We start from the raw sequence: 18,573 nt of genomic DNA, 5'->3' as shown, positions 1-18,573 counted from the left end.
GTCTCCCACATCGCCGCGCAGACTCGCCGGCATGTGCACTCCCGCAGCTTCGCGCCCATGGATCCGCCTGCGCTGGCGATTGCCGTGCGTGGGCCTGTTCGGGCACCCCGTCGAGGGCCACTGGCTGTGGGAGCCTGACACGCCGTTGGTGCGCGCCGCATTCCAGGCGGCCGTGGAGGCCGGCAACAAGGCACATGGCGCCGGGACGCACTGGATGGAGCAGGAAGAAGCCGAGGCGGCGCCGGACAGGACGGCCATCCGGCAGGCGCCAGGGGCGGATCACATGATCGGGTGATTGCAGCCGGACGGCACTCTTCGAGAATCGCGAGCGGGACGACGGCCTCCATCGCACTTCGAGGAGAACAGCGATGCCACCCTATGTTTGCAGCTGCGGTCTGAAATGCTGGGACCCGCACACTCCCCCGGTCTATTGCACCCAGCGGTCGGCCTGCTGTCGATGCCCGTGGAAATACATCACCTGATCCTGACCAACATCGGGCCCGGGAACCTGGAGGCCCTCAAGGCGCTGGTGAAGAAGCTCACTTTGCTGCGCAAGGAATGCCTGTTCCTCATCACCCAGCTGGAAGGCCTCTTGTCGGGCATGGAAAACGTGTGCCGCCTGATCGACGGAGCCGACACCGTGCGCCGAGCCACCATCACGGCGAATCTCGTCGCGCTCAGGGACCGGGTGAGGGCCCTGAGAGACCAGATTGCAGCACAGGCGACAGCGTTGGGCCTGAGACTGCAGGCCGCGAAGAAGGCCGAGAGCCAGAAGCGATCCCTGATGCGCCTGTAGATGCGCCTGTGGCGATCCGCCTCAACGCGCCGCGTTCCGATCCGAAATCATCTTCGGGCTGATGAAGATCAGCATCTCGGTCTTGTTGTTGACCCGGCTGCGGGTGCGGAACAGCGCGCCGACCATCGGCAGTTCGCCCAGCACCGGCACGCGGGACTCCGAATTGGTGTCCGTCAGCTCGAAGACCCCGCCGATGACGACGGTGCCGCCGTTCTCCACCAGCACTTCGGTCTGGATGTGCTTGGTGTTGATGGCGTAGCCCGCTGTGGTCGATTGGCCCACGGTGTCCTTGTTGACGTCGAGCGCCAGGATGATGTTGCCCTCGGGCGTGATCTGCGGCGTTACCTCGAGCTTGAGGTTGGCCTTGCGGAACGCGATGGACGTGGCGCCGCTCGATGTCGCTACCTGGTAGGGCAGCTCGGTGCCCTGCTCGATCAGCGCCTTGGTCTGGTCGGCCGTCACCACGCGCGGGCTCGAAACCACCTTGCCTTTGCCGTCCGCCTCCAGCGCGGAGATTTCGAGGTTGAGCATCTTCGTCAGGCTCGAATTGAACAGTGACAGCGCGAAGGTGCCGACCGCGTCGCCGGTCGTGCTGGTAGCCGGCAGGTTGACGAAGCTGGTGCTCGAGTAAGTGTTGGTGCTGGTGGTGGTGGTCACGCCGCCGGTCGTGGTCGAGCTGACGGAAGGCGTCACGCCCACCGACGAGTTCGAATTGACGGAGCCGCCGCCGAGCTTGACACCCAGCGACTTGCTGAAGGTATCGGTCGCCTCGACGAAGCGCGCCTCGATCAGAACCTGGCGCACCGGCACGTCGAGCTTCTGCAGGAGGTCAGCCACCTGCGACAGCCGCGAGGGAATGTCGGTCACGAAGAGCTGGTTGGTGCGAACCTCGGCCAGCACGCTGCCGCGCGAACTCAGGATGCGAGTGGTCGAGCCCGAGCTGCCACCGCCGCCTCCACTGCTTCCGGTGCCCGTAAGGCCCTGCGCCACGGTAGCGGCCTTCGCATAGTTGAGCTGGAAGGACTGCGTGCGCAGCTGCTCCAGTCCCTGCAGCGTGGCCTGCGCCTCGTACTTGATCTTTTCCTTGGCATTGAGCTCGTCTTCCGGCGCGATGCGCAGCACGCTGCCGCTCTTGCGCATGCCGAGGTTCTTCGCCTCCAGGATGATCTCGAGCGCCTGGTCCCACGGAACGTCCTTGAGGCGCAGCGTGAGCGTGCCGCTGACGGAGTCCGAAGTGACGATGTTGAAGTTGGTGAAGTCCGCAATCACCTGCAGCAGCGAGCGGATCTCGATGTTCTGGAAATTCAGCGACAGCTTCTCGCCGCTGTAGCCCGTGCCTTGCGCGAGCTTGTTGGGGTTTTCCTTGCGCGGACGCACTTCCACCACGAACTGGCTGTTGCTCTGGTAGGCGCTGTGCTCCCATTCGCCGCGCGGGTCGATCACCATGCGCACGCGGTCGCCGGACTGCTGCATGCTCACCGACTGGACCGGCGTGCCGAAGTCGGACACGTCGAGCCGGCGGTTCAGCCCCTCGGGCAGCGACGACTTGGTGAACTCGACCACGAGGCCCTTGCCCTGCTGGCGGATGTCCACGCCCACCTGGTCGTTGGGCAGCGACACGATCACGCGGCCGGCACCCTCGGTGCCCAGGCGGAAATCGACGTCGCGCAATGGCAGCACGTCGCGGTTGCGGTTCTCGGCAAACTCGAAGGGTGTGGAAGCCACCAGCGCGGGGCCCGCCGCGGGTTGCAGCACCACCAGCAGCGACTTGCCACGCAGCTCGGTCGTATAGGCGGTCGCCTGCTTCAGGTTGAGCACGAGGCGCGAGCGCTCGCCCGCCTGCACCACGTTGACGGAGCGCAGGTTGCCCTGGCTGATATCGATGGCTTCCCGGCCCAGGCGGCTGGTCATGCCAGGAAAGTCGAGCGCGATGCGCGCCGGCGACTGGATGGCGAAGCCGTTGGGCGCTGCGGCCAACGGTTCGGAAAAATCGACACGCAGCACTTCGCTGCCTGCCTGCACGGAGCCCGTGACTGATTCGATTCTGTTCTGTGCCTGTGCCTGCGCCGCTGCGAGCGCCCCGAAGGCAACGAGCAAGAAGACGGACGCGCGCAACCAGCGCGCGAGCACGAATGACTGTTTTTTCATTTCACCTGCCTTGAAACTGCGGCTCCATCTCCTCGCTGCCCTGAGGTCCCTCCCGAGCGCAGCGATGCCCCGGCGCCGCGCAGTCCATGCTGCGCAGCGGGGGCGAGCAGCGCGGCCGCTTGCTGGCCGCGCTGCCCCCTTCACGTCCTCACGTCATCAGAACGCGTGGCGGATACCGAAGTCGTAGCCGGTGGAAGAGCGCGGCAGGCCCGTGTAGCTGGTGCCCGTGCTGCCGTAGCCCGTGGTGCTGGCCGACACCAGGCTGCCCGTGTAGTTCACGTCGTTGCGGTTGTTCACGCGCGCCACCGTCGCATACAGCGCCGTGCGCTTGGACAGGTTGTGCACGTAGCCAACTGCGAACTTGCGTGCCATCGGGTCTTCGCCCGTGATGCCGGCCGTGCCTTCGTTGTAGCGCACTTGCGAGTACGCCACGCGGATCAGGCCTGCGCCCACCGGCACGGTCGCACCGATCAGGTAGCCGTTGTAGGTGTCGTGCGTGTCAGCCGCTGCCGCGTAGTCGAACTTGTTCTTCACGTTCGACAGCTCGCCGAACAGCTTCACAGGACCGAAGTCGTACGAAGCGCCCAGGTTGATGGTCTGCACCCTGCGCTCCAGCGCGGTGGTGTCCACGACGGTGCTCTGGCCCACGGCCAGTGCCACGTCCAGGGGACCGTTGGCGTAGCCGAAGCGGCCACCGACGTAGCGCCCAGCCGTGCTGCTGGAAGCTGCCGTGGTGCTGGTGGCGTCGGTGCTGGCGTTCTCGTGCAGGCTGTACTGCACCTGGCCGTAGAAACCACCCAGGTTCGGCGGCAGGAAGTAGCCGATCGAGTTGCTGGCACGCACGTAGTTGGCGTTGTTGATGGTGGTGTTGCCGCTGACGGTGCTGATGACGTTGGTGCCCGAACCGTTGGTGCCGAACGGATCGAACACGGTGTCGTTCCAGAAGGTGGCGGTGTAGTCGCGGCCCAGGCGAAGCTCGCCGAAGCCACCCGACAGGCTCACGGTGGAGCGGCGCGCGAAGGTGGAGATGCCGGTGGCGCCGTCGTCGTTGGTGATGGGCGCTTCGAGCCAGAAGCTCGCTGCCAGCCCGCCGCCGAGGTCTTCGGTGCCGCGGAAGCCGATGCGGCTGGAGTTGTAGGCCGAGTTGCCCAGGCTCGTCTTGCTTTGCTTGACCGACGCGCCGGTGGTCGTGTCGCGCGAGGTGCTCGACTGGTAGGTCAGGCCAGCGTCCACGACGCCGAACAACGTGACGGACGATTGGGCAGAAGCCAGGCCGCAGACGGCCAGGGCAGCGAATGCCGTGAGGGTTTTCTTCATTCAGGGTTCTCCAGTTTCAGGTCTGATGCGGCCGTTCGGTATCGACCGGCTGTACGCATGGTTTCGCCCAAATCAGGAGGAATTTGGTGGTTCCGTTTTCTGCGGCTTCGAGTGTTGTGCGCGTACATCACACACGCGCAGGCCTCATGCGGCAGGGCCATTGCGGCGTCCTTCAAATTTCTCCCAGATCGCCTGAAAAGATCCACGCATGACGAAGCTGGAGACTCACAGGTGAAGCGCTCACGAATCCTGATAGCGGCGATTTGCGGCGCCTTGGCCATCGCATGCGCCAGCACGAGCATCGCAATGGTTCACTCCACCTCCGTGCTTGCGGCGAGCATGTTCGTCGACCACAAGGTGCGCACGCAGGCGCCGGCAAACACGCAGCAGCAACACTGGTGGGCCAGCTTCGAGGACACGGCGATGAACCGGCTGATGGCCGCATCGGGCGGCGCCAACGAATCGGGCGTGGCCGCGACCTACATCGCGCTCAAGGTAAAGACGCTCGAGCTGCTCTATCTGGAGAACACGCGTTCCGCCGTCGTGCGGCAAACCCTGCTCATCCAGGGCACCACGCAGCCGTACGACGACTTTGCGAAGCAGCTCGCGGCACGGCACGCCAGCGCGGAAACGACCATCGGCAAGCTGCAGGCGCAACGCGCGAGCTACATCGCCTATCTGGCGAAGCAGTGCCACATGTCGGAAGCTGCATTGAACGAAATGCTCGCCGACGCATTGCAGGACAAGTCGCTGCCCCGCTTCGCAGCCGAGGTGCCGCGCGAGCTCCCGATGGCGGTGCTTGCCAACAGGAACGACGTCAACCTGGCCGCCGCACTCTACGGCGCCGACGCGAGCGTGATGCCCGACGGCGTGATCGAAGCGACGAACGAGGCAACGAACGAAGAGCAACAGAACATCGACGTGCCCGGCAATCCCTTCTACGTGCACGCGGTTGCGCAGGCACGAGAGCAGGTTTCAGAGGCACTGCGCCGCCTGCAGGCGCAGAGCGACATCGCGAACACCGCGTACGCGCGCGTCGCGAATGCAAGGGCCGAATTCGAATCGTCGAAGCAGCGCCGCGACCGCGGTGAAATCTCCGAAGTGCAGCTGATGGAGGACTTCCAGGGCCTGCTGCTCGACCTGCACGTGCTGGCCGCAGCCAACGGCGAGCTGGCTCTTGCGTGGGTCGTCTTCATGGGAAGCATCGGAAACAACCCGTCGATCGACTCGATCGCGGGCCCGCAATCCGCGCAGGCCGAACAAACGGATCAATTGCCGTTTCTGCACAAAGTCTCCCGAAAGTTGCGCAATCCTTGAAGTTCGAAGGAGCCTTACATGACCACTGCCTTGCATAAAGTCCCCACCCGCCCCGTGCTGAAGCTGGCCGGCCACGGACACCCGAAGCCCGACACTGCCGCACCCGTGCGCCGCGCGTGCCCGGCGGACGGCGAGCAAGCGAACAACACCACGGCGACCACGCTGGCCATCCAGCAACTCGTCAGTGCGTTCCAGCCCGCATTCGATCGGATGCATGTGCTTCGGGACCTCGTCATCCCCATGTACGAAGGCAGCGCCGTGCCTACGGCCCGCTTCGACGTGGCACTGGTGTGCGAGGCCGGCGTGTACCTGTTCGAGGTGAAGGGCTGGCGCAACGCGGTGGTGTATCGCAAGACCGCCGCCCAGGCGCTGCCGCGCTGGTTCCTGCGCCAGAACGGGCATTCGCTGGCGCGCGAGGTGAAAGACCCGGCCTGGCAGTGCGGTCGCAAGACCACGCACCTGCGCAGCCTGCTGCCGCCCGACCTGCGGGTGCAGTACTTCGTGCTGCTGCCGTTCGAGGGCGTGGAACTGCAGGGCGTGATGCCGTCCGTCGTCATCACGCCGCAGGACCTGCCCTACATCGCGCGCGTGGCGCGCAACAACGGGCGCACCGAGCAGGGCTATCCGATGCTCGACGACAACGCCATCGACCGCACGCTGCGGCTGCTGACCGGCCTGCAGGGCAACCTGACGGTCGACGACCACATGAGGAACAGTCGCGAAAAGAGCGCGCAGGCCCCGGTCAGGCCGGCGCATCCGGGCGTCCTGAAGCTGCAATGACGCGATGAGCCGGATCCTGCTGGTGGAGGAAGGGCGCGACGCCGCGTCGGTGCTGCTGGACGAATTGCATCGCGCCGGGCACGAGGTCGACCACATCGACGACGGCGCGGTCGCGCTGCATCGCATCCTGACCTCGCCGCCCGCGCTCACCCTGCTCGACGTTCAGCTGCCGCACGTCAACGGCCTGCAGATCCTGGAGAAGATCCGCGCGCGCAGCGACCACCCGATCATCATGCTGACGGCGCTTGCGCACGAAGCCGACCGGCTGCGCGGCTTCGAGCTCGGCGCGGACGACTACGTGTGCAAGCCCTTTTCTCCGAGGGAAGTCGTGGTGCGCATCCACACGGTGCTGCGGCGCTATGCGCAGCGCCGCATCGTCGCGCGCCCTTCGGTGCCGATCACCTTCGGGGCCGTGCGCGGCTGCGCGATTCTCGACGGGCACTACCTGCCCCTGACGCGCCGCGAGTCGCTGCTGCTGCGCGCGCTTTCGCAGGAGCCCGGGCGGGTACTGACGCGCTCGAAGCTGCTCGAAGCCGCGTTCCCGGAGGCGCTCGACGTCAACGAACGCGTGGTCGACACCCACATCAAGAACCTCAGAAAGAAGCTCGCCACCGTCTCGACCGAGCACGACTGGATCCGCTCGGTCTATGGCGTCGGCTTTGCATGGGAATCGCAGGCCAGGCAAGACGCCTGACCCGACGCCGGCTTGCTTCCTGGAAATCCTCTCACATGAAATTACGCTGGCGCGGTTTTCCGCGGCCGCCGATGGTGTTGCTGTCGCTGCTCCTGCTGCGTGCACAGACGGCCCCGGCACAGGAAACATGGACCGAGGCGCCGATGACGCTGCGCCGCACGCCAGAGCTCGCGGAGACCATCGCACCAACCGAGCGCAGCACGCGCCCGAGCCTGGTCGACGGCGACAAGCTCAGCGGTCGGCCCGACCTCGAAGTGGTGGTCGAAGGCAATGCTTCGCTGCGGCGCGGCGACACGCGCATCACGGCTGACCGGCTCGAATACCAGCCGCCGGGCGACCTGGCCACGGCCACAGGCAACGTGCACCTGAACCAGGCCGGCAACGTGTACGAAGGCCCCGAGCTGCACTTGAAGGTCGAGAGCTTCGAGGGTTTCTTCAACCACGTGCGCTACACGCTGCTGGCCAACGGCGGGCATGGCGAGGCCGATCGCATCGACTTCGTCGACCCGAAGGTGTCGATCGCGCGGCACGCCACCTACACCACCTGCCTGCGCGAGAACTACTCGAGCTGGGTGCCTGCGTGGATGCTCACGGCGGTCACGATGACCACCGACACCGATACCAACCTCGCGACCGCCACCGATGCGCAGATCAGCTTCCTCGGCGTGACCACGCCCTCGATACCGTCGGTGAGCTTTCCGCTCAGCAACGCACGCCAGAGCGGCCTGCTGCCGCCGGTGATCGGCTACGACACCACCAACGGCTTCGAGTACCTGCAGCCCTACTACTGGAACATCGCTCCCAACCGCGACCTCACGCTGTACCCCGAGATCATGACCAGCCGCGGCGTGAACCTGGGCACCGAGTTCCGCTACCTCGAGAAAACCTACAGCGGCCAGATCCGCGTTGACGAGATGCCCAGCGACAGCCTGCGCGGCATCAACCGATGGGGCCTGTGGGCTCAGCACAACCAGCAGTTGGATCCCAAGCCCTTCGGGCTCGATTCGCTCAGCACCGCGTTCAACATCAACCGCGTGAGCGACGACGACTACTGGCGCGACTTCTCGCACACACCCACGCTGACCTCGCGCACGCTCACCAACGAGTTCGACCTCAACTGGACCAAGGGCGACTGGAGCGGCCAGGCGCGCACCCTCGCCTACCAGACGCTGCAGTACGCGGCCTCGCCCATCACACCTTCGTACAACCGCGTGCCGCAGATCACGGCCAACTACAACAAGTACGACTGGCACGGCTTCGACGTGTCGGGCACGCTGGACTACACACGCTTCGAGATAGATTCCGCCTACTCGCCCACGCTCAACGGCATCAAGCAGCCCAACGGCGAGCGCATGGTCGGCAACCTGCAGATCAGCCGGCCGTGGGTCACACCAGGCGGCTACGTGATTCCGAAGCTGCTGCTGCACACCGCCGCCTACCAGCTCGATTCGGCGCTGGCCAGCGGCGCGACCTCCATCACCAGCGTGGTGCCGACCGTGAGCCTCGACAGCGGTCTGGTGTTCGAGCGCGACACCAACCTCTTCGGGCGCGCATGGCGGCAGACGCTGGAGCCGCGCGCCTTCTACGTGCACACGCCCTACCGCGACCAGAGCCAGCTGCCCGTGTACGACACGGCCGCCAATGACATCAGCTTTGCCACGCTTTACACCGAGAACGCGTTCTCGGGCAACGACCGCGTCTCGGACACCAACACGCTGACCACGGGCGTGAGCACGCGCCTGATCGACCCGACCACCGGCGCCGAGTCGGCGCGCTTCGGCATCGCGCAGCGCTTTCGCTTCAGCGACCAGAACGTCACGCTGCCCAGCGGCACCGCCGTGACCGACCGCACGGGCGACTTCATCGTCGGCGGGCTGGTGCACTGGAATCCTAAGTGGAGCGTGGACGGCATCGCGCAATACAACATGGATACCGGCAAGAGCTCGCGCGACGCGCTCACCCTGCGCTACACGCCCGCGCCGTACCACACGCTCACCGCGGCCTTCCGCTACCAGGCAGACAGCAGCTCGACCGCGGACGACGGCACGAAGACGGTGGACTTCAACTGGCAGTGGCCGCTGAGCGAGCTGACGAGAGGCCTCTTCGGCAACAAGTCGCCCACGGACCCGGGGCGCTGGTATGCGGTGGGGCGGCTGAGCTACAGCCTGCACGACCACGCGATGTCCGACAGCCTGATCGGCGCGGAGTACAACGCCTGCTGCTGGGTGGGCCGCGTCGTGCTCGAGCGCCTCGTGTCGGGCCGCACGACGCCCGACACACGGCTGATGTTCCAGATCCAGTTCAACGGCTTCGGCAACGTCGGCTCGAACCCGACGAGCACGCTGCTGCAGAACATTCAGGGTTATCAGCCGTTGAATGCCCCTACGCAGGAGCCGAGCCGGTTCACGAACTACGACTGAGGGGCTTCAGGTCGGTTCAGGGCAGCAGTTCGAACTTCAGGTCAGCCAGCGGCGTGACCTTCTCTTCGCGCACCATCTTGTATTCGGTGTTCGGGCCCAGCCACTTGGCCCAGAGGCGGTCGAGCTCGCCCGACTTCTCCAGCGCGTAGAGGGCAGCGTTCACCTTGGACAGCAGCACGGGCTCGTCCTTCTTCATGCCGATGCCGATGGGCTGGAGCACCATCGGGTCCTTGATCATCTTCAGCGCGACGCCTTCGGTCTTCGACTGGTTGACCAGCTTGGTGATGGTCATGGTGTTGGCGACCATGCCGACCGACTTGTTCTGCTGCACCGCCATGAAGGCCGAGCCGGTGTCCTGGAACGTGACCGGTTCCGAGCCGTTCATCTTGATCGACATCTCGGAGGTGGAGCCCTTGGTCGAGCTCAGGCGCTTGCCCTTGAAGTCTGCCTTGGCCGTGCCGGGGTCGGAGGCTTTGACGGCCAGCATTTCCTTGGCCACGTAGTACGGGTCGCTGAACTGGATCTGCTCGCCGCGGCTCTTGGTGTAGGCCAGGTTGGCGATGGTCACGTCGACGCGGCCGAGCTTCACTTCGGGCACACGCGCCTCCACCGACAGCGGCGTGACCTTGGCGGTGAGGCCCAGTTCCTTGGCGAGCGCATTGCACAGGTCGACGTCGTGGCCCACCATCTCGCGCGTCTTCGGGTCGGGTGCCGCAAAGGGGGGCACGTCGGCGAAGGTGCCGCACTTGAGCTCCTTGCGCTGGCTGATGTCGCTCCACTGGTCGGCGTGCGCGAGCAGCGAGGCCGCGCTGAGACAGGTGCCAAGAATGGCGAGGCGGAAGACGGTCTTGTTCGACATGGTGAGCTCCTGGGAGATTGCGAAAAAGTGAACGACGGGGACTGGACTCAATGCGCGCGCAGGTCCGACAGGAAGCGCTGCGCGCGCGGATGCTGCGGACTGCCGAAGAAGGTCTCGGGGTCGGCCTTCTCCAGGATGCGGCCCGCGTCCATGAACCAGACGCGGTCGGCCACCTCGCGGGCGAAGTTCATTTCGTGGGTGACGCACATCATGGTCATGCCGTCGTTGGCAAGCCCGCGCATCACCGACAGCACCTCGCCCACCATCTCGGGGTCGAGTGCGCTGGTGGGCTCGTCGAACAGCATGGCCGGCGGCTCCATCGCGAGCGCGCGGGCAATCGCCACGCGCTGCTGCTGGCCGCCCGAGAGCTGCGCCGGGTACGCGCCCGCCTTGTTCGACAGCCCGACGCGTTCGAGCAGCTGCCCGGCCTTGGCCTTCGCGTCGCCGCGCTTCACGCCGAGCACGCGCATCGGCGACAGCATGATGTTCTCCAGCACCGACAGGTGCGGAAACAGGTTGAAGCTCTGGAACACGAAGCCGATGCGGCTGCGCAGCTTGTTCAGCGCCGCGCTGCCCATGGGCGCATGGATGTCGTGGCCGTCGAAAAGCAGCTGCCCCGACTTCACTTCTTCCAGCCGGTTCACGGTGCGGATCAGCGTGGACTTGCCGGAGCCCGAGGGCCCGCAGACCACCACGACCTCGCCCTTCTTCACCTCGGCATTGATGTCGGCCAGCGCCTGGTAGTCGCCGTACCACTTGTTGATGTTCGAGAACAGGATCATGGTGTCGTCCTTGGCGGCAGCGGGCCGCCCTGCGGGGTGTGGAGCGGGCGTTGTCATGGCTGGGTCACCACAGGGGTTGGAAGCGGCACGCCGTCTTCGGCGGCCTTCACCGGCGCGGCGCCGAGCCGCTTGTGCGCGATGCGCCGCTCCAGCCATTGCGCCAGTTGCGTCAGGCTGAAGCAGACCACGTAGTACGTCATCGCCAGGATGAAGAACACCTGGAACGGCTTGGTCAGCAGCTGGTTGTTGATCTGGTTGGCCGCGAAGGTGAGTTCCTGCACGTTGATCACGTAGCCCAGCGTGGTCTCCTTGATGGTGGAGATGAACTGGCTCAGCATGCTCGGCAGCATGTTGTAGAGCGCCTGCGGCAGGATCACGAACCACATGGTACCCAGGTGGCTGTGGCCGAGCGCGCGCGCCGCCTCGCTCTGGCCCTTGGGCAGCGACTGGATGCCGGCGCGCACCACCTCCGAGAGGTAGGCACCTTCGTAGATCACCAGCGTGCACAGCATGGTGGTGAAGCCCGACACCTCGCGCCCGATGAGGATGGGCACCAGAAAGTAGACCCACAAAATCACCATGAGCAGCGGCACGCCGCGCACCACGTACACCAGCACGGTGGCGGGCCAGCGCAGCAGGCGCCATGGCGAGAGCCGTGCCAGCGCAAGCAGCACCGACAGCGGAAAGGCCAGCACGATGCCGAGCACCGACAGGATCAGGGTGGCGACGATGCCGCCGAGCGGGCCGGTGGGATACTGGCCGACCAGCAGCAGCAGCCAGTTGTCGCGAAGAATTTCGTAGACGCTGAACATCGTGGCTCCTGCTTAACGTGCACCGACGATGCGATAGCGCCGCGACAGCCAGCCGCCCACCGCCATGATGAGCAGCGAGCACACCAGGTACAGCACGGTGGCCACGCTGTAGGCCTCGAAGGTGCGAAAGCTCTGGCTCTCGATTTCCTTCACCGCGTGCGTCAGCTCGGCCACGCCGATGGCCATGGCCAGGCTGCTGTTCTTGAAGAGCGACACGCTGTGGTTCACCAGCGCCGGCACCGCGTTGCGGATGGCCTGCGGCAGCATCACGTGGCGCATCGAGCCGATGTAGCCGTGGCCGAGCGCACGCGCGGCCTCGGCCTGCCCCGACGGAATGGCGCGCAGGCCCGAGCGCATGTCTTCGCTGAAGTAGGCGGCCTGGCACAGGCCCAGCGCGACGATCGACAGCAGCCTCTCTGCGTTGTGCACCGACAGCCAACCCTGCAGCGCATCGGGCAGCAGGCTGAAGATGCCGAAGTACCAGAACATGAGCTGCACCAGCGTGGGCACGTTGCGGTGGTAGGAGACATAGCCGGCCACGATGCGCTCGGCAATGCGGTTCGGCGTGAGCCGCACCACCAGCAGCACGACGGCCATGGTCATCGCCAGCAGCCAGGAGCCGGCCGCGATCTTCAGCGTCTCCAGCAGGCCGTGCAGCAGCATGTCGCCGAACTCCGGCTTCAGCAGGATCGCCAGCAGGTCGAAGTCCTTCATGCGCTGTTCCTTTGCGTGGCGTGCATGGGCCGGGGGCTCAGTCGCGCGGCGTTTCCGGCCGCGTGGTCGAAAGGCCGCCGGGCACCTGCAGCGTGGGCGTGATTTCCATGTGGCCCACGTTCACCGCGATGGGCGCGGCAATGGCGAAGGCGATGGCGTTGGCGATGTCTTCGGCCTGCGGCAGTTCATAGCCTTCGACGAAGCGCTTGTAGGTGTCTTCGGAGTCGCCGTGCACGTGCGCGAAGATGTCGGTGGCCACGCGGCCCGGACAGATTTCGGTGACGCGCACGCGCTTGCCGAAGCAGTCGATGCGCAGCTGGCGCGACAGCATGCTCACGGCCGCCTTGGTCGCGTGGTAGGTGCTGTTGCCGCCGAAGTTGTAGGCCGCCGCAATGGAGCTGATGTTGACCACGTGCCCGCGGTCGCGCGCCGCCATGCTGGGCACCACGAGCCGGCACAGGTGCAGCACGGCGCGCAGGTTGACGTCCACCAGCAGGTCGATGCCTTCGGCGTCGGCCTTGAGGATGGAGCCGGGGCGGTCCACGCCGGCGTTGTTGACCAGCACGTCGAACTCGACTTCCTTCGCGAGGCGCGTGACTGCGGCGAGGTCGCTCACGTCGATGGCGTGCGGAATGCAGCCGGTGCGCGCGGCCAGGTCGGCCAGCTTGTCGGCGCTGCGCGCAAGCGCGTGGACCTTGAGGCCTTCCTTGCTCAGGCGTTCGACGACGGCGGCGCCGATGCCTGAAGAGGCTCCGGTCACCAGCGCGGTCTTGTAGTCGGAAAACGGCATATCGGGTTCTTTCGTTAAGGGGCAGATGACTGCCTGGATTTCACTGTAGCCAGCGCCTGCGGGCGGCGCCAAGACGGATTGACTGTGGAGCGATAAGCCCCCCTTATGTCGCCCGGCATCTGTGCATATGAGTAAGGGTAAGCACCATGTTCGTGCCCCGATGCATCAGGTCGATTGTTTTGAGATGGGCACCACGCGCCCCGCCTGCTCGACCACGCCACGCACGGCGCGAGCCAGGTCGACGGCGCCTGGCGTGTCGCCGTGCAGCAGGATCGAATGCACGCGCATCGGGATCTTCTTGCCGGTGCTGCTGGTGACGGTGCCTTCTTCGAGAAGCTGGCGCACGCGCGCCAGCACCGCGTCGCGCTCGTGGATTACCGCGCCGGGCAGCTTGCGCGGCACGAGCAGGCCGTCGTCGCCACAGGCGCGATCGGCCAGGAAGGTGGTGCGCACGCGCAGGCCGCAGCGCTCGGCCGCGCCCTCGATGGCGCGGCTGGCGGAGGTGCTGACGGTGAGCGAGGGATCGAAATCGGCCACGGCGCGCACCAGCGGCTCGGCCAGCGCGGCGTCGGCCGCGGCCATGTTGCCGAGCGCTCCGTGGAAGCTCATGTGCGTCATGCGGTGGCCGGCGGTGCGGGCCATGCCCTCCAGCGCGCTCAGCTGGTAGAGCACGTATGCCACCAGTTCCTTCGTCTCTATCTGCATCGGCCGGCGCCCGAACCCCATGAGGTCGGGAAAGCCCACGTGCGCGCCGACATCGACGCCGCGCTGGCGCGCCATGCGCACGGTGCGGTCCATGATGACCGGGTCGCCCGCGTGGAAGCCGCAGGCCACGTTGGCGGAGGAGACGATGTCGAGCAGGGCTTCGTCCTCGCCCATGCGCCAGGGGCCGAAGCCTTCGCCGAGGTCTGCATTCAGATCGATGTCCATCGTGAATCCTTGTCTCGTTCGTCAGAGGGGGTGCAGGTCGAACAGTTGGGCGCCGTAGCCGACTGCGAGGCCATCGGCCGCGTGGATGCTGTCGACGATGCCGGCTTGCGGTGCGGTCACGGGTAGCAGCAGCGGGCCGATCTTCAACAGGCCGATGGTCTGGCCGGCTTCAACGCGCCGGCCGATGCGGACCAGCGGTACAGCAGCCAGTGGATGGCTTTGCAGGAATACGCCGAGCGAAGGGGCGCGGATCGACAGGATTTCGGGCTCGGCTTCTTCATCCGGCAGTTCGATGATGTCGTCGCCCTGTCTGCCCAGGCGCAGGGTTCCGTTTGGCGTGCGCAGTTCGAGCAGGCCGATGTCTGTGTTGGCCAGCCAGGCGGCTAGTTGGGGGGTGCGCAGTGCTGTGTCCTGCATTTTTCAGGCCTTCGCTTTTTGGTGCTCTTGTTCGGGGTGATGCACAGGCCGCCGGGTACTCCCCTCCGCGAATGTCCCCCGGGCTTCGCCCTCCTCCTTTATTTCGCTGCGGGGAGCACCCGACGGCCTGTGCACGAGGCACGCTGCTGGCGTTCGGCGGATCAACCTGCGCTCAGTCCAACGATCACGTCGATGGGGTGCCTTGCGCAGCGAAATAAAGGAGGAGGCCGCAGGCCGGGGGACATTCGCGGAGCAAGGTACCCCGTCGGCGTGATCGCGCCCCGAACGACAACAACGCTCAAACACGAGGCGCCCCCCGATGAAGAGCCACCACGCGCGCCACCTTGTCGAGCCACGCGCGCACTTCGTCGAGTGCGGTCAGGGCTTCGTCCCAGGTGGTTTCGATGAAGCGCATGCGGCTGCCGATGGGTGCCTGGCCGAGGCGCCACATGTCGGCCTCGATCACGGTGCCGAACTTGGGGTAGCCGCCCGAAGGCTGGGCGTCGCGCATCTGGATGATGGGCTGCCCGTTGTGCGGCACCTGGATCACGCCGGGCACGATGCCGTGGGAGCGCAGTTCCATCGGTGCAATGGGCCGCAGCGCCTCGCCGTCGAGACGGTAGCCGTAGCGGTCGCTCTGGGAGGTGATTTTCCATTCGCCGACCCAGAAGGCTTCGCGCGAGGCCGGCTCGAAGGCCAGGTACTCGGCAGCGGGCAGCACACGTACGGCGGCAACGCCATCGCGCTCCAGCGGCAGTGCGAGCGCGGGCGGCACCAGGCCGAACCCGGTGCGGCACGCGTTGCCTGCGTCGACTGCGCGGAGCACGTCGCCACGGCGCAGCGCGCGCCCTTCATGCCCGCCGAAGGCACCGCGCAGCTGGGTGCTGCGCGAGCCCAGCACCTCGGGCACGTCGACGCCGCCGGCCACGCACAGCACGGCGCGGCTGCCGCGCTGCGCACCGCCTTGCGGCAGGCCCAGCGTGAGCACCTGGCCGGCGCGTGCCTGGTGCACCCACCAGGGCAGCAGGGGCTGCTCGTCGAGCTTGGCTGCGCAGTCGGCGCCGGTCAGTGCGAAGGCGCAGTCTTCGTCGAAGCGCACCTTGAACGGAAACACCGGCACCTCGATGGCAGCCGCGCCAAGCGCGTTGCCCAGCAGCAGGTTGCCAGCGGCCAGCGCGAGGTTGTCCATGGCGCCCGAGGTGCCGACGCCCCAGCGCAGGCTACCGGTGCGGCCCAGGTCCTGCACGGTGGCGAGCGCGGCGGACGAAAGGATTTCGATCATCGGACGATGCCCTCCACGCGAAAACGGATCATGTCGCCCGGCTGCAGCATGGCGGGCGGATCTTGCGCGGGGTCGAAGAACACCATCGAGGTGCTGCCGATGGTGTTCCAGCCGCTGGGGCCGGCCGATGCCGACACGCCCGTCTGCGCGCCGCCGATCGACACCGCGCCGCCCGGGATGCTCAGCACCGGCGTCTTGCGCCGCGGCGTGGCAATGCGCGGGTCCATGCCGCCCAGGTAGCAGTAGCCGGGATGGCTGCCGAGTGCATACACCGGATAGAGCGGCGCGCTGTGCAGCTCGACGATGGCCTCGACGCTCAGGCCGGTGTGCGCCATCACGTCGGCCATGTGCGGGCCGCCCTCGCCGCCGTAGACCACGGGAAGCTCGACCACGCGGCCTTCGCGCGGCACGGCGGTGGCAGCGCTCCAGGCGTTGCACAGGCGCTCGCACAGCGCATCGAGATGGCGCGGCGCGCGCGTGAAGGTGAGCATCAGGTTGTTCATGCCCGGCACGGCCTCGCGCACTTCGGGCCAGCTCTCGGCCTCATGCGCCAGCCCCCAGATGCGCTGCTGCGACGGCAGGTTCATGGCGCCGGGCGCTTCGAACAGCAGCGCCGTGGTGCCCAGAAGACTGATGGACGGTTCGGTACGGGATGCCTGTGCGCTCACGCCGCGCTCCTTTGCTGCAGCCAGCGTTCGAGGTGATGGATGTCGACGCCGCCGGCGGCAAAGCCGTCGTCGCGCAGCAGCGCGCGGTGCAGCGGCACGTTGGTGGCAATGCCTTCCACATGCGTCTCGGCCAGCGCCAGGTGCATGCGATCGAGCGCATCGGCGCGGGTGTCGCCGTGCACGATGAGCTTGGCGATCATCGAGTCGTAGTACGGCGGCACACGGTAGCCGGCGCCCGCGTGCGAATCGACGCGCACGCCGAAGCCGCCAGGCACCTGCCAGCCGGTGATGCGGCCAGGCGCGGGAGCGAAGGTGTCGGGGTTCTCGGCATTGATGCGGCACTCGATGGCATGGCCCTGGCAGCGCACGTCGGCCTGCGCCAGCGACAGGCGCTCGCCGAGCGCCATGCGCAGTTGCTGCTGCACGATGTCGATGCCGGTGGTCATCTCGGTCACCGGGTGCTCCACCTGCAGGCGCGTGTTCATCTCGATGAAATAGAACGCACCCTTCTCGTAGAGAAACTCGAAGGTGCCTACGCCGCAGTAGCCGATCTGCCGGCACGCGGCCGCGCAGCGCTCGCCCACCTCGGCCATCAGCGCGTCGTCGATGCCGGGCGCGGGCGCCTCCTCGATCACCTTCTGGTGGCGGCGCTGCAGCGAACAGTCGCGGCTGCCCAGCCACACGGCGTTGCCGTGGCTGTCGGCCAGCACCTGGATCTCGACATGCCGCGGATGCAGCAGGAACTTCTCGATGTAGACCTCGGGGTTGCCGAAGGCCTGGCGCGCTTCTTCGCGCGTGAGCGCCATGGCGTCGAGCAGCGCGGCCTCTTCGTGCACCACGCGCATGCCGCGCCCGCCGCCCCCGCCCGCGGCCTTCACGATCACCGGATAGCCGATGTCGCGCGCCAGGGCCAGCACTGCGGCCGGGTCGTCCGGCAGCGCCTCGTCGGGACCGGGCACGCAGGGCACGCCGGCCTTGCGCATCGCGCGCTTGGCAGAAACCTTGTCGCCCATGGTGCGAATGCAGGCGGCGCTGGGGCCGACAAACACGAGGCCGGCCTGCTCGACACGCGCGGCGAAGCCCGCGTTCTCCGAGAGAAAGCCGTAGCCGGGATGGATCGCCTGCGCGCCGCTCACCTCGGCGGCGAACAGGATGGCGGACTGGTTGAGGTAGCTCAGGCGCGGCGCCGCGGGCCCGATGCACAACGCCTGGTCGGCCTGCGCGACGTACATCGCGTCGCGGTCGGCCTCGGAGTGCACGACCACCGTTCGCAGGCCGAGGCCCCGGCAGGCGCGCTGGATGCGCAAGGCGATTTCGCCCCGGTTGGCAATGAGCACGGTGTCGAACATCGCGCGTGCCTCCTCATCCGAAGCGGAACAGGGACTGCCCTGCTTCCACTTCCTGGCCCGAATGCACGAGCACCTGCTGCACGGTGCCCGCACGATCGGCGCGGACTTCGTTGAACATCTTCATCGCCTCGATCACGCACAGCAGCTGGCCGGCTTCCACAGCCTGACCCGGTTGCACGAAGGGCGGCTCGCCAGGCGCGGGCTGCAGGTGCACCACGCCGAACAGCGGTGCAAGGCACTCGGTGCTGGCAACCGCCGTTGTTTCTTCCAAAGCCTGTCGCGGAGCCTTGCGTGCAGCGGACGGGCTTCGCACGGCAGTTGCGACGCCCAGCGCCGACAGCTTCACCAGCCGCAGCGTGCTGCCGTTCTCGCTGTACTCCAGTTCCGCCAGGTCCGATGCGGCCAAAGCGTCGATGAGCGTCTTGATCTGTTCCTGCTTCATGCCGATGGCTGTGATGGCCGACGCATTCCGCGAACGCGTGACGGCATGCATGAAAG

The 18,573-nt window shown here is 66.7% G+C and carries 19 protein-coding genes; 6 read left to right on the top strand and 13 right to left on the bottom strand.

Annotated features, from left to right (window positions below; translation table 11 throughout):
- Window positions 1–31: 31 nt before the first annotated feature.
- Together AC07O3_RS14450 and AC07O3_RS14445 are read left to right on the top strand one after the other, a co-directional pair.
- Window positions 32–295: a hypothetical protein gene (locus AC07O3_RS14450; RefSeq protein WP_495339658.1), complete on the top strand. Its 264-nt coding sequence runs from the start codon at window positions 32–34 to the stop codon at window positions 293–295.
- 105 nt (window positions 296–400) lie between these two features.
- Window positions 401–796 (top strand): hypothetical protein, encoded by a 396-nt coding sequence (locus AC07O3_RS14445; protein ID WP_495339657.1) that lies wholly within the window; start codon window positions 401–403, stop codon window positions 794–796.
- A gap of 21 nt (window positions 797–817) precedes the next feature.
- Here the strand turns inward: AC07O3_RS14445 and AC07O3_RS14440 are convergent, their stop codons facing one another.
- Together AC07O3_RS14440 and AC07O3_RS14435 are read right to left on the bottom strand one after the other, a co-directional pair.
- Entirely contained in the window at window positions 818–2,944 is a 2,127-nt protein-coding gene (locus tag AC07O3_RS14440) for a type IV pilus secretin PilQ (protein WP_495339656.1), read from the bottom strand.
- 156 nt (window positions 2,945–3,100) lie between these two features.
- On the bottom strand, window positions 3,101–4,261 hold the full coding sequence (locus AC07O3_RS14435; RefSeq protein ID WP_093057368.1) for a porin: 1,161 nt from the start codon (window positions 4,259–4,261) through the stop codon (window positions 3,101–3,103).
- Between the two features lie 306 nt (window positions 4,262–4,567).
- On the opposite strand from AC07O3_RS14435, the gene AC07O3_RS14430 reads away from it, so the two are divergent.
- The 4 genes from AC07O3_RS14430 to AC07O3_RS14415 are packed head-to-tail and all read left to right on the top strand — an operon-like array spanning window position 4,568 to window position 9,472.
- Window positions 4,568–5,578, top strand: coding sequence for a hypothetical protein (locus AC07O3_RS14430; RefSeq protein WP_495339655.1), 1,011 nt, complete (start codon window positions 4,568–4,570; stop codon window positions 5,576–5,578).
- An 18-nt stretch (window positions 5,579–5,596) separates the two neighbouring features.
- On the top strand, window positions 5,597–6,358 hold the full coding sequence (locus AC07O3_RS14425) for a nuclease-related domain-containing protein (protein ID WP_307616688.1): 762 nt from the start codon (window positions 5,597–5,599) through the stop codon (window positions 6,356–6,358).
- Between the two features lie 4 nt (window positions 6,359–6,362).
- Window positions 6,363–7,052 (top strand): response regulator, encoded by a 690-nt coding sequence (locus AC07O3_RS14420; RefSeq protein ID WP_093057365.1) that lies wholly within the window; start codon window positions 6,363–6,365, stop codon window positions 7,050–7,052.
- A gap of 35 nt (window positions 7,053–7,087) precedes the next feature.
- Window positions 7,088–9,472: an LPS-assembly protein LptD gene (locus tag AC07O3_RS14415; RefSeq protein ID WP_495339654.1), complete on the top strand. Its 2,385-nt coding sequence runs from the start codon at window positions 7,088–7,090 to the stop codon at window positions 9,470–9,472.
- 16 nt (window positions 9,473–9,488) lie between these two features.
- Here the strand turns inward: AC07O3_RS14415 and AC07O3_RS14410 are convergent, their stop codons facing one another.
- The 11 genes from AC07O3_RS14410 to AC07O3_RS14360 all read right to left on the bottom strand — a co-directional run bounded on the left by AC07O3_RS14410 (window position 9,489) and on the right by AC07O3_RS14360 (window position 18,517).
- On the bottom strand, window positions 9,489–10,331 hold the full coding sequence (locus AC07O3_RS14410; protein ID WP_093057363.1) for an ABC transporter substrate-binding protein: 843 nt from the start codon (window positions 10,329–10,331) through the stop codon (window positions 9,489–9,491).
- Between the two features lie 47 nt (window positions 10,332–10,378).
- A complete protein-coding gene (locus AC07O3_RS14405) occupies window positions 10,379–11,113 on the bottom strand; it encodes an amino acid ABC transporter ATP-binding protein (protein ID WP_093057491.1) in 735 nt (244 codons plus the stop codon).
- Window positions 11,114–11,166: 53 nt separating this feature from the next.
- Window positions 11,167–11,925, bottom strand: coding sequence for an amino acid ABC transporter permease (locus AC07O3_RS14400; RefSeq protein WP_093057362.1), 759 nt, complete (start codon window positions 11,923–11,925; stop codon window positions 11,167–11,169).
- 12 nt (window positions 11,926–11,937) lie between these two features.
- On the bottom strand, window positions 11,938–12,639 hold the full coding sequence (locus tag AC07O3_RS14395; protein WP_093057361.1) for an amino acid ABC transporter permease: 702 nt from the start codon (window positions 12,637–12,639) through the stop codon (window positions 11,938–11,940).
- 37 nt (window positions 12,640–12,676) lie between these two features.
- Window positions 12,677–13,429, bottom strand: coding sequence for an SDR family oxidoreductase (locus AC07O3_RS14390; RefSeq protein WP_495339653.1), 753 nt, complete (start codon window positions 13,427–13,429; stop codon window positions 12,677–12,679).
- A gap of 165 nt (window positions 13,430–13,594) precedes the next feature.
- Entirely contained in the window at window positions 13,595–14,359 is a 765-nt protein-coding gene (locus tag AC07O3_RS14385; protein WP_093077571.1) for a LamB/YcsF family protein, read from the bottom strand.
- Window positions 14,360–14,380: 21 nt separating this feature from the next.
- On the bottom strand, window positions 14,381–14,776 hold the full coding sequence (locus tag AC07O3_RS14380; protein ID WP_495339652.1) for an acetyl-CoA carboxylase biotin carboxyl carrier protein: 396 nt from the start codon (window positions 14,774–14,776) through the stop codon (window positions 14,381–14,383).
- 298 nt (window positions 14,777–15,074) lie between these two features.
- On the bottom strand, window positions 15,075–16,058 hold the full coding sequence (locus AC07O3_RS14375; protein WP_495339651.1) for a 5-oxoprolinase subunit C family protein: 984 nt from the start codon (window positions 16,056–16,058) through the stop codon (window positions 15,075–15,077).
- Window positions 16,055–16,726, bottom strand: a complete 672-nt coding sequence (gene pxpB, locus AC07O3_RS14370; protein WP_495339650.1) for a 5-oxoprolinase subunit PxpB — start codon at window positions 16,724–16,726, stop codon at window positions 16,055–16,057. The genes AC07O3_RS14375 and pxpB overlap by 4 nt, the downstream gene beginning before the upstream one ends.
- Complete coding sequence (gene accC / locus AC07O3_RS14365) at window positions 16,723–18,075, bottom strand: acetyl-CoA carboxylase biotin carboxylase subunit (protein WP_093057355.1); 1,353 nt, start codon at window positions 18,073–18,075, stop codon at window positions 16,723–16,725. The genes pxpB and accC overlap by 4 nt, the downstream gene beginning before the upstream one ends.
- 13 nt (window positions 18,076–18,088) lie before the next feature.
- A complete protein-coding gene (locus AC07O3_RS14360) occupies window positions 18,089–18,517 on the bottom strand; it encodes an acetyl-CoA carboxylase biotin carboxyl carrier protein (RefSeq protein WP_495339649.1) in 429 nt (142 codons plus the stop codon).
- Window positions 18,518–18,573 lie beyond the last annotated feature (56 nt).

It is taken from the genome of Variovorax sp. GW821-FHT09D05, from assembly GCF_059416325.1.
This window is presented reverse-complemented; position numbering and strand designations above follow the sequence as displayed.

What these genes read in the sequence shown, in the direction of transcription:
- accC (WP_093057355.1), bottom strand. Translation starts at nt 18,075, where the DNA reads ATGTTCGACACCGTGCTCATTGCCAACCGGGGCGAAATCGCCTTGCGC.
- AC07O3_RS14440 (WP_495339656.1), bottom strand. Translation starts at nt 2,944, where the DNA reads ATGAAAAAACAGTCATTCGTGCTCGCGCGCTGGTTGCGCGCGTCCGTC.
- AC07O3_RS14450 (WP_495339658.1), top strand. Translation starts at nt 32, where the DNA reads ATGTGCACTCCCGCAGCTTCGCGCCCATGGATCCGCCTGCGCTGGCGA.
- AC07O3_RS14375 (WP_495339651.1), bottom strand. Translation starts at nt 16,058, where the DNA reads ATGATCGAAATCCTTTCGTCCGCCGCGCTCGCCACCGTGCAGGACCTG.
- AC07O3_RS14360 (WP_495339649.1), bottom strand. Translation starts at nt 18,517, where the DNA reads ATGAAGCAGGAACAGATCAAGACGCTCATCGACGCTTTGGCCGCATCG.
- AC07O3_RS14405 (WP_093057491.1), bottom strand. Translation starts at nt 11,113, where the DNA reads ATGATCCTGTTCTCGAACATCAACAAGTGGTACGGCGACTACCAGGCG.
- AC07O3_RS14435 (WP_093057368.1), bottom strand. Translation starts at nt 4,261, where the DNA reads ATGAAGAAAACCCTCACGGCATTCGCTGCCCTGGCCGTCTGCGGCCTG.
- AC07O3_RS14400 (WP_093057362.1), bottom strand. Translation starts at nt 11,925, where the DNA reads ATGTTCAGCGTCTACGAAATTCTTCGCGACAACTGGCTGCTGCTGCTG.
- AC07O3_RS14445 (WP_495339657.1), top strand. Translation starts at nt 401, where the DNA reads ATGCTGGGACCCGCACACTCCCCCGGTCTATTGCACCCAGCGGTCGGC.
- AC07O3_RS14425 (WP_307616688.1), top strand. Translation starts at nt 5,597, where the DNA reads ATGACCACTGCCTTGCATAAAGTCCCCACCCGCCCCGTGCTGAAGCTG.
- AC07O3_RS14380 (WP_495339652.1), bottom strand. Translation starts at nt 14,776, where the DNA reads ATGCAGGACACAGCACTGCGCACCCCCCAACTAGCCGCCTGGCTGGCC.
- AC07O3_RS14410 (WP_093057363.1), bottom strand. Translation starts at nt 10,331, where the DNA reads ATGTCGAACAAGACCGTCTTCCGCCTCGCCATTCTTGGCACCTGTCTC.
- AC07O3_RS14415 (WP_495339654.1), top strand. Translation starts at nt 7,088, where the DNA reads ATGAAATTACGCTGGCGCGGTTTTCCGCGGCCGCCGATGGTGTTGCTG.
- AC07O3_RS14385 (WP_093077571.1), bottom strand. Translation starts at nt 14,359, where the DNA reads ATGGACATCGATCTGAATGCAGACCTCGGCGAAGGCTTCGGCCCCTGG.
- AC07O3_RS14390 (WP_495339653.1), bottom strand. Translation starts at nt 13,429, where the DNA reads ATGCCGTTTTCCGACTACAAGACCGCGCTGGTGACCGGAGCCTCTTCA.
- AC07O3_RS14395 (WP_093057361.1), bottom strand. Translation starts at nt 12,639, where the DNA reads ATGAAGGACTTCGACCTGCTGGCGATCCTGCTGAAGCCGGAGTTCGGC.
- AC07O3_RS14430 (WP_495339655.1), top strand. Translation starts at nt 4,568, where the DNA reads ATGGTTCACTCCACCTCCGTGCTTGCGGCGAGCATGTTCGTCGACCAC.
- AC07O3_RS14420 (WP_093057365.1), top strand. Translation starts at nt 6,363, where the DNA reads ATGAGCCGGATCCTGCTGGTGGAGGAAGGGCGCGACGCCGCGTCGGTG.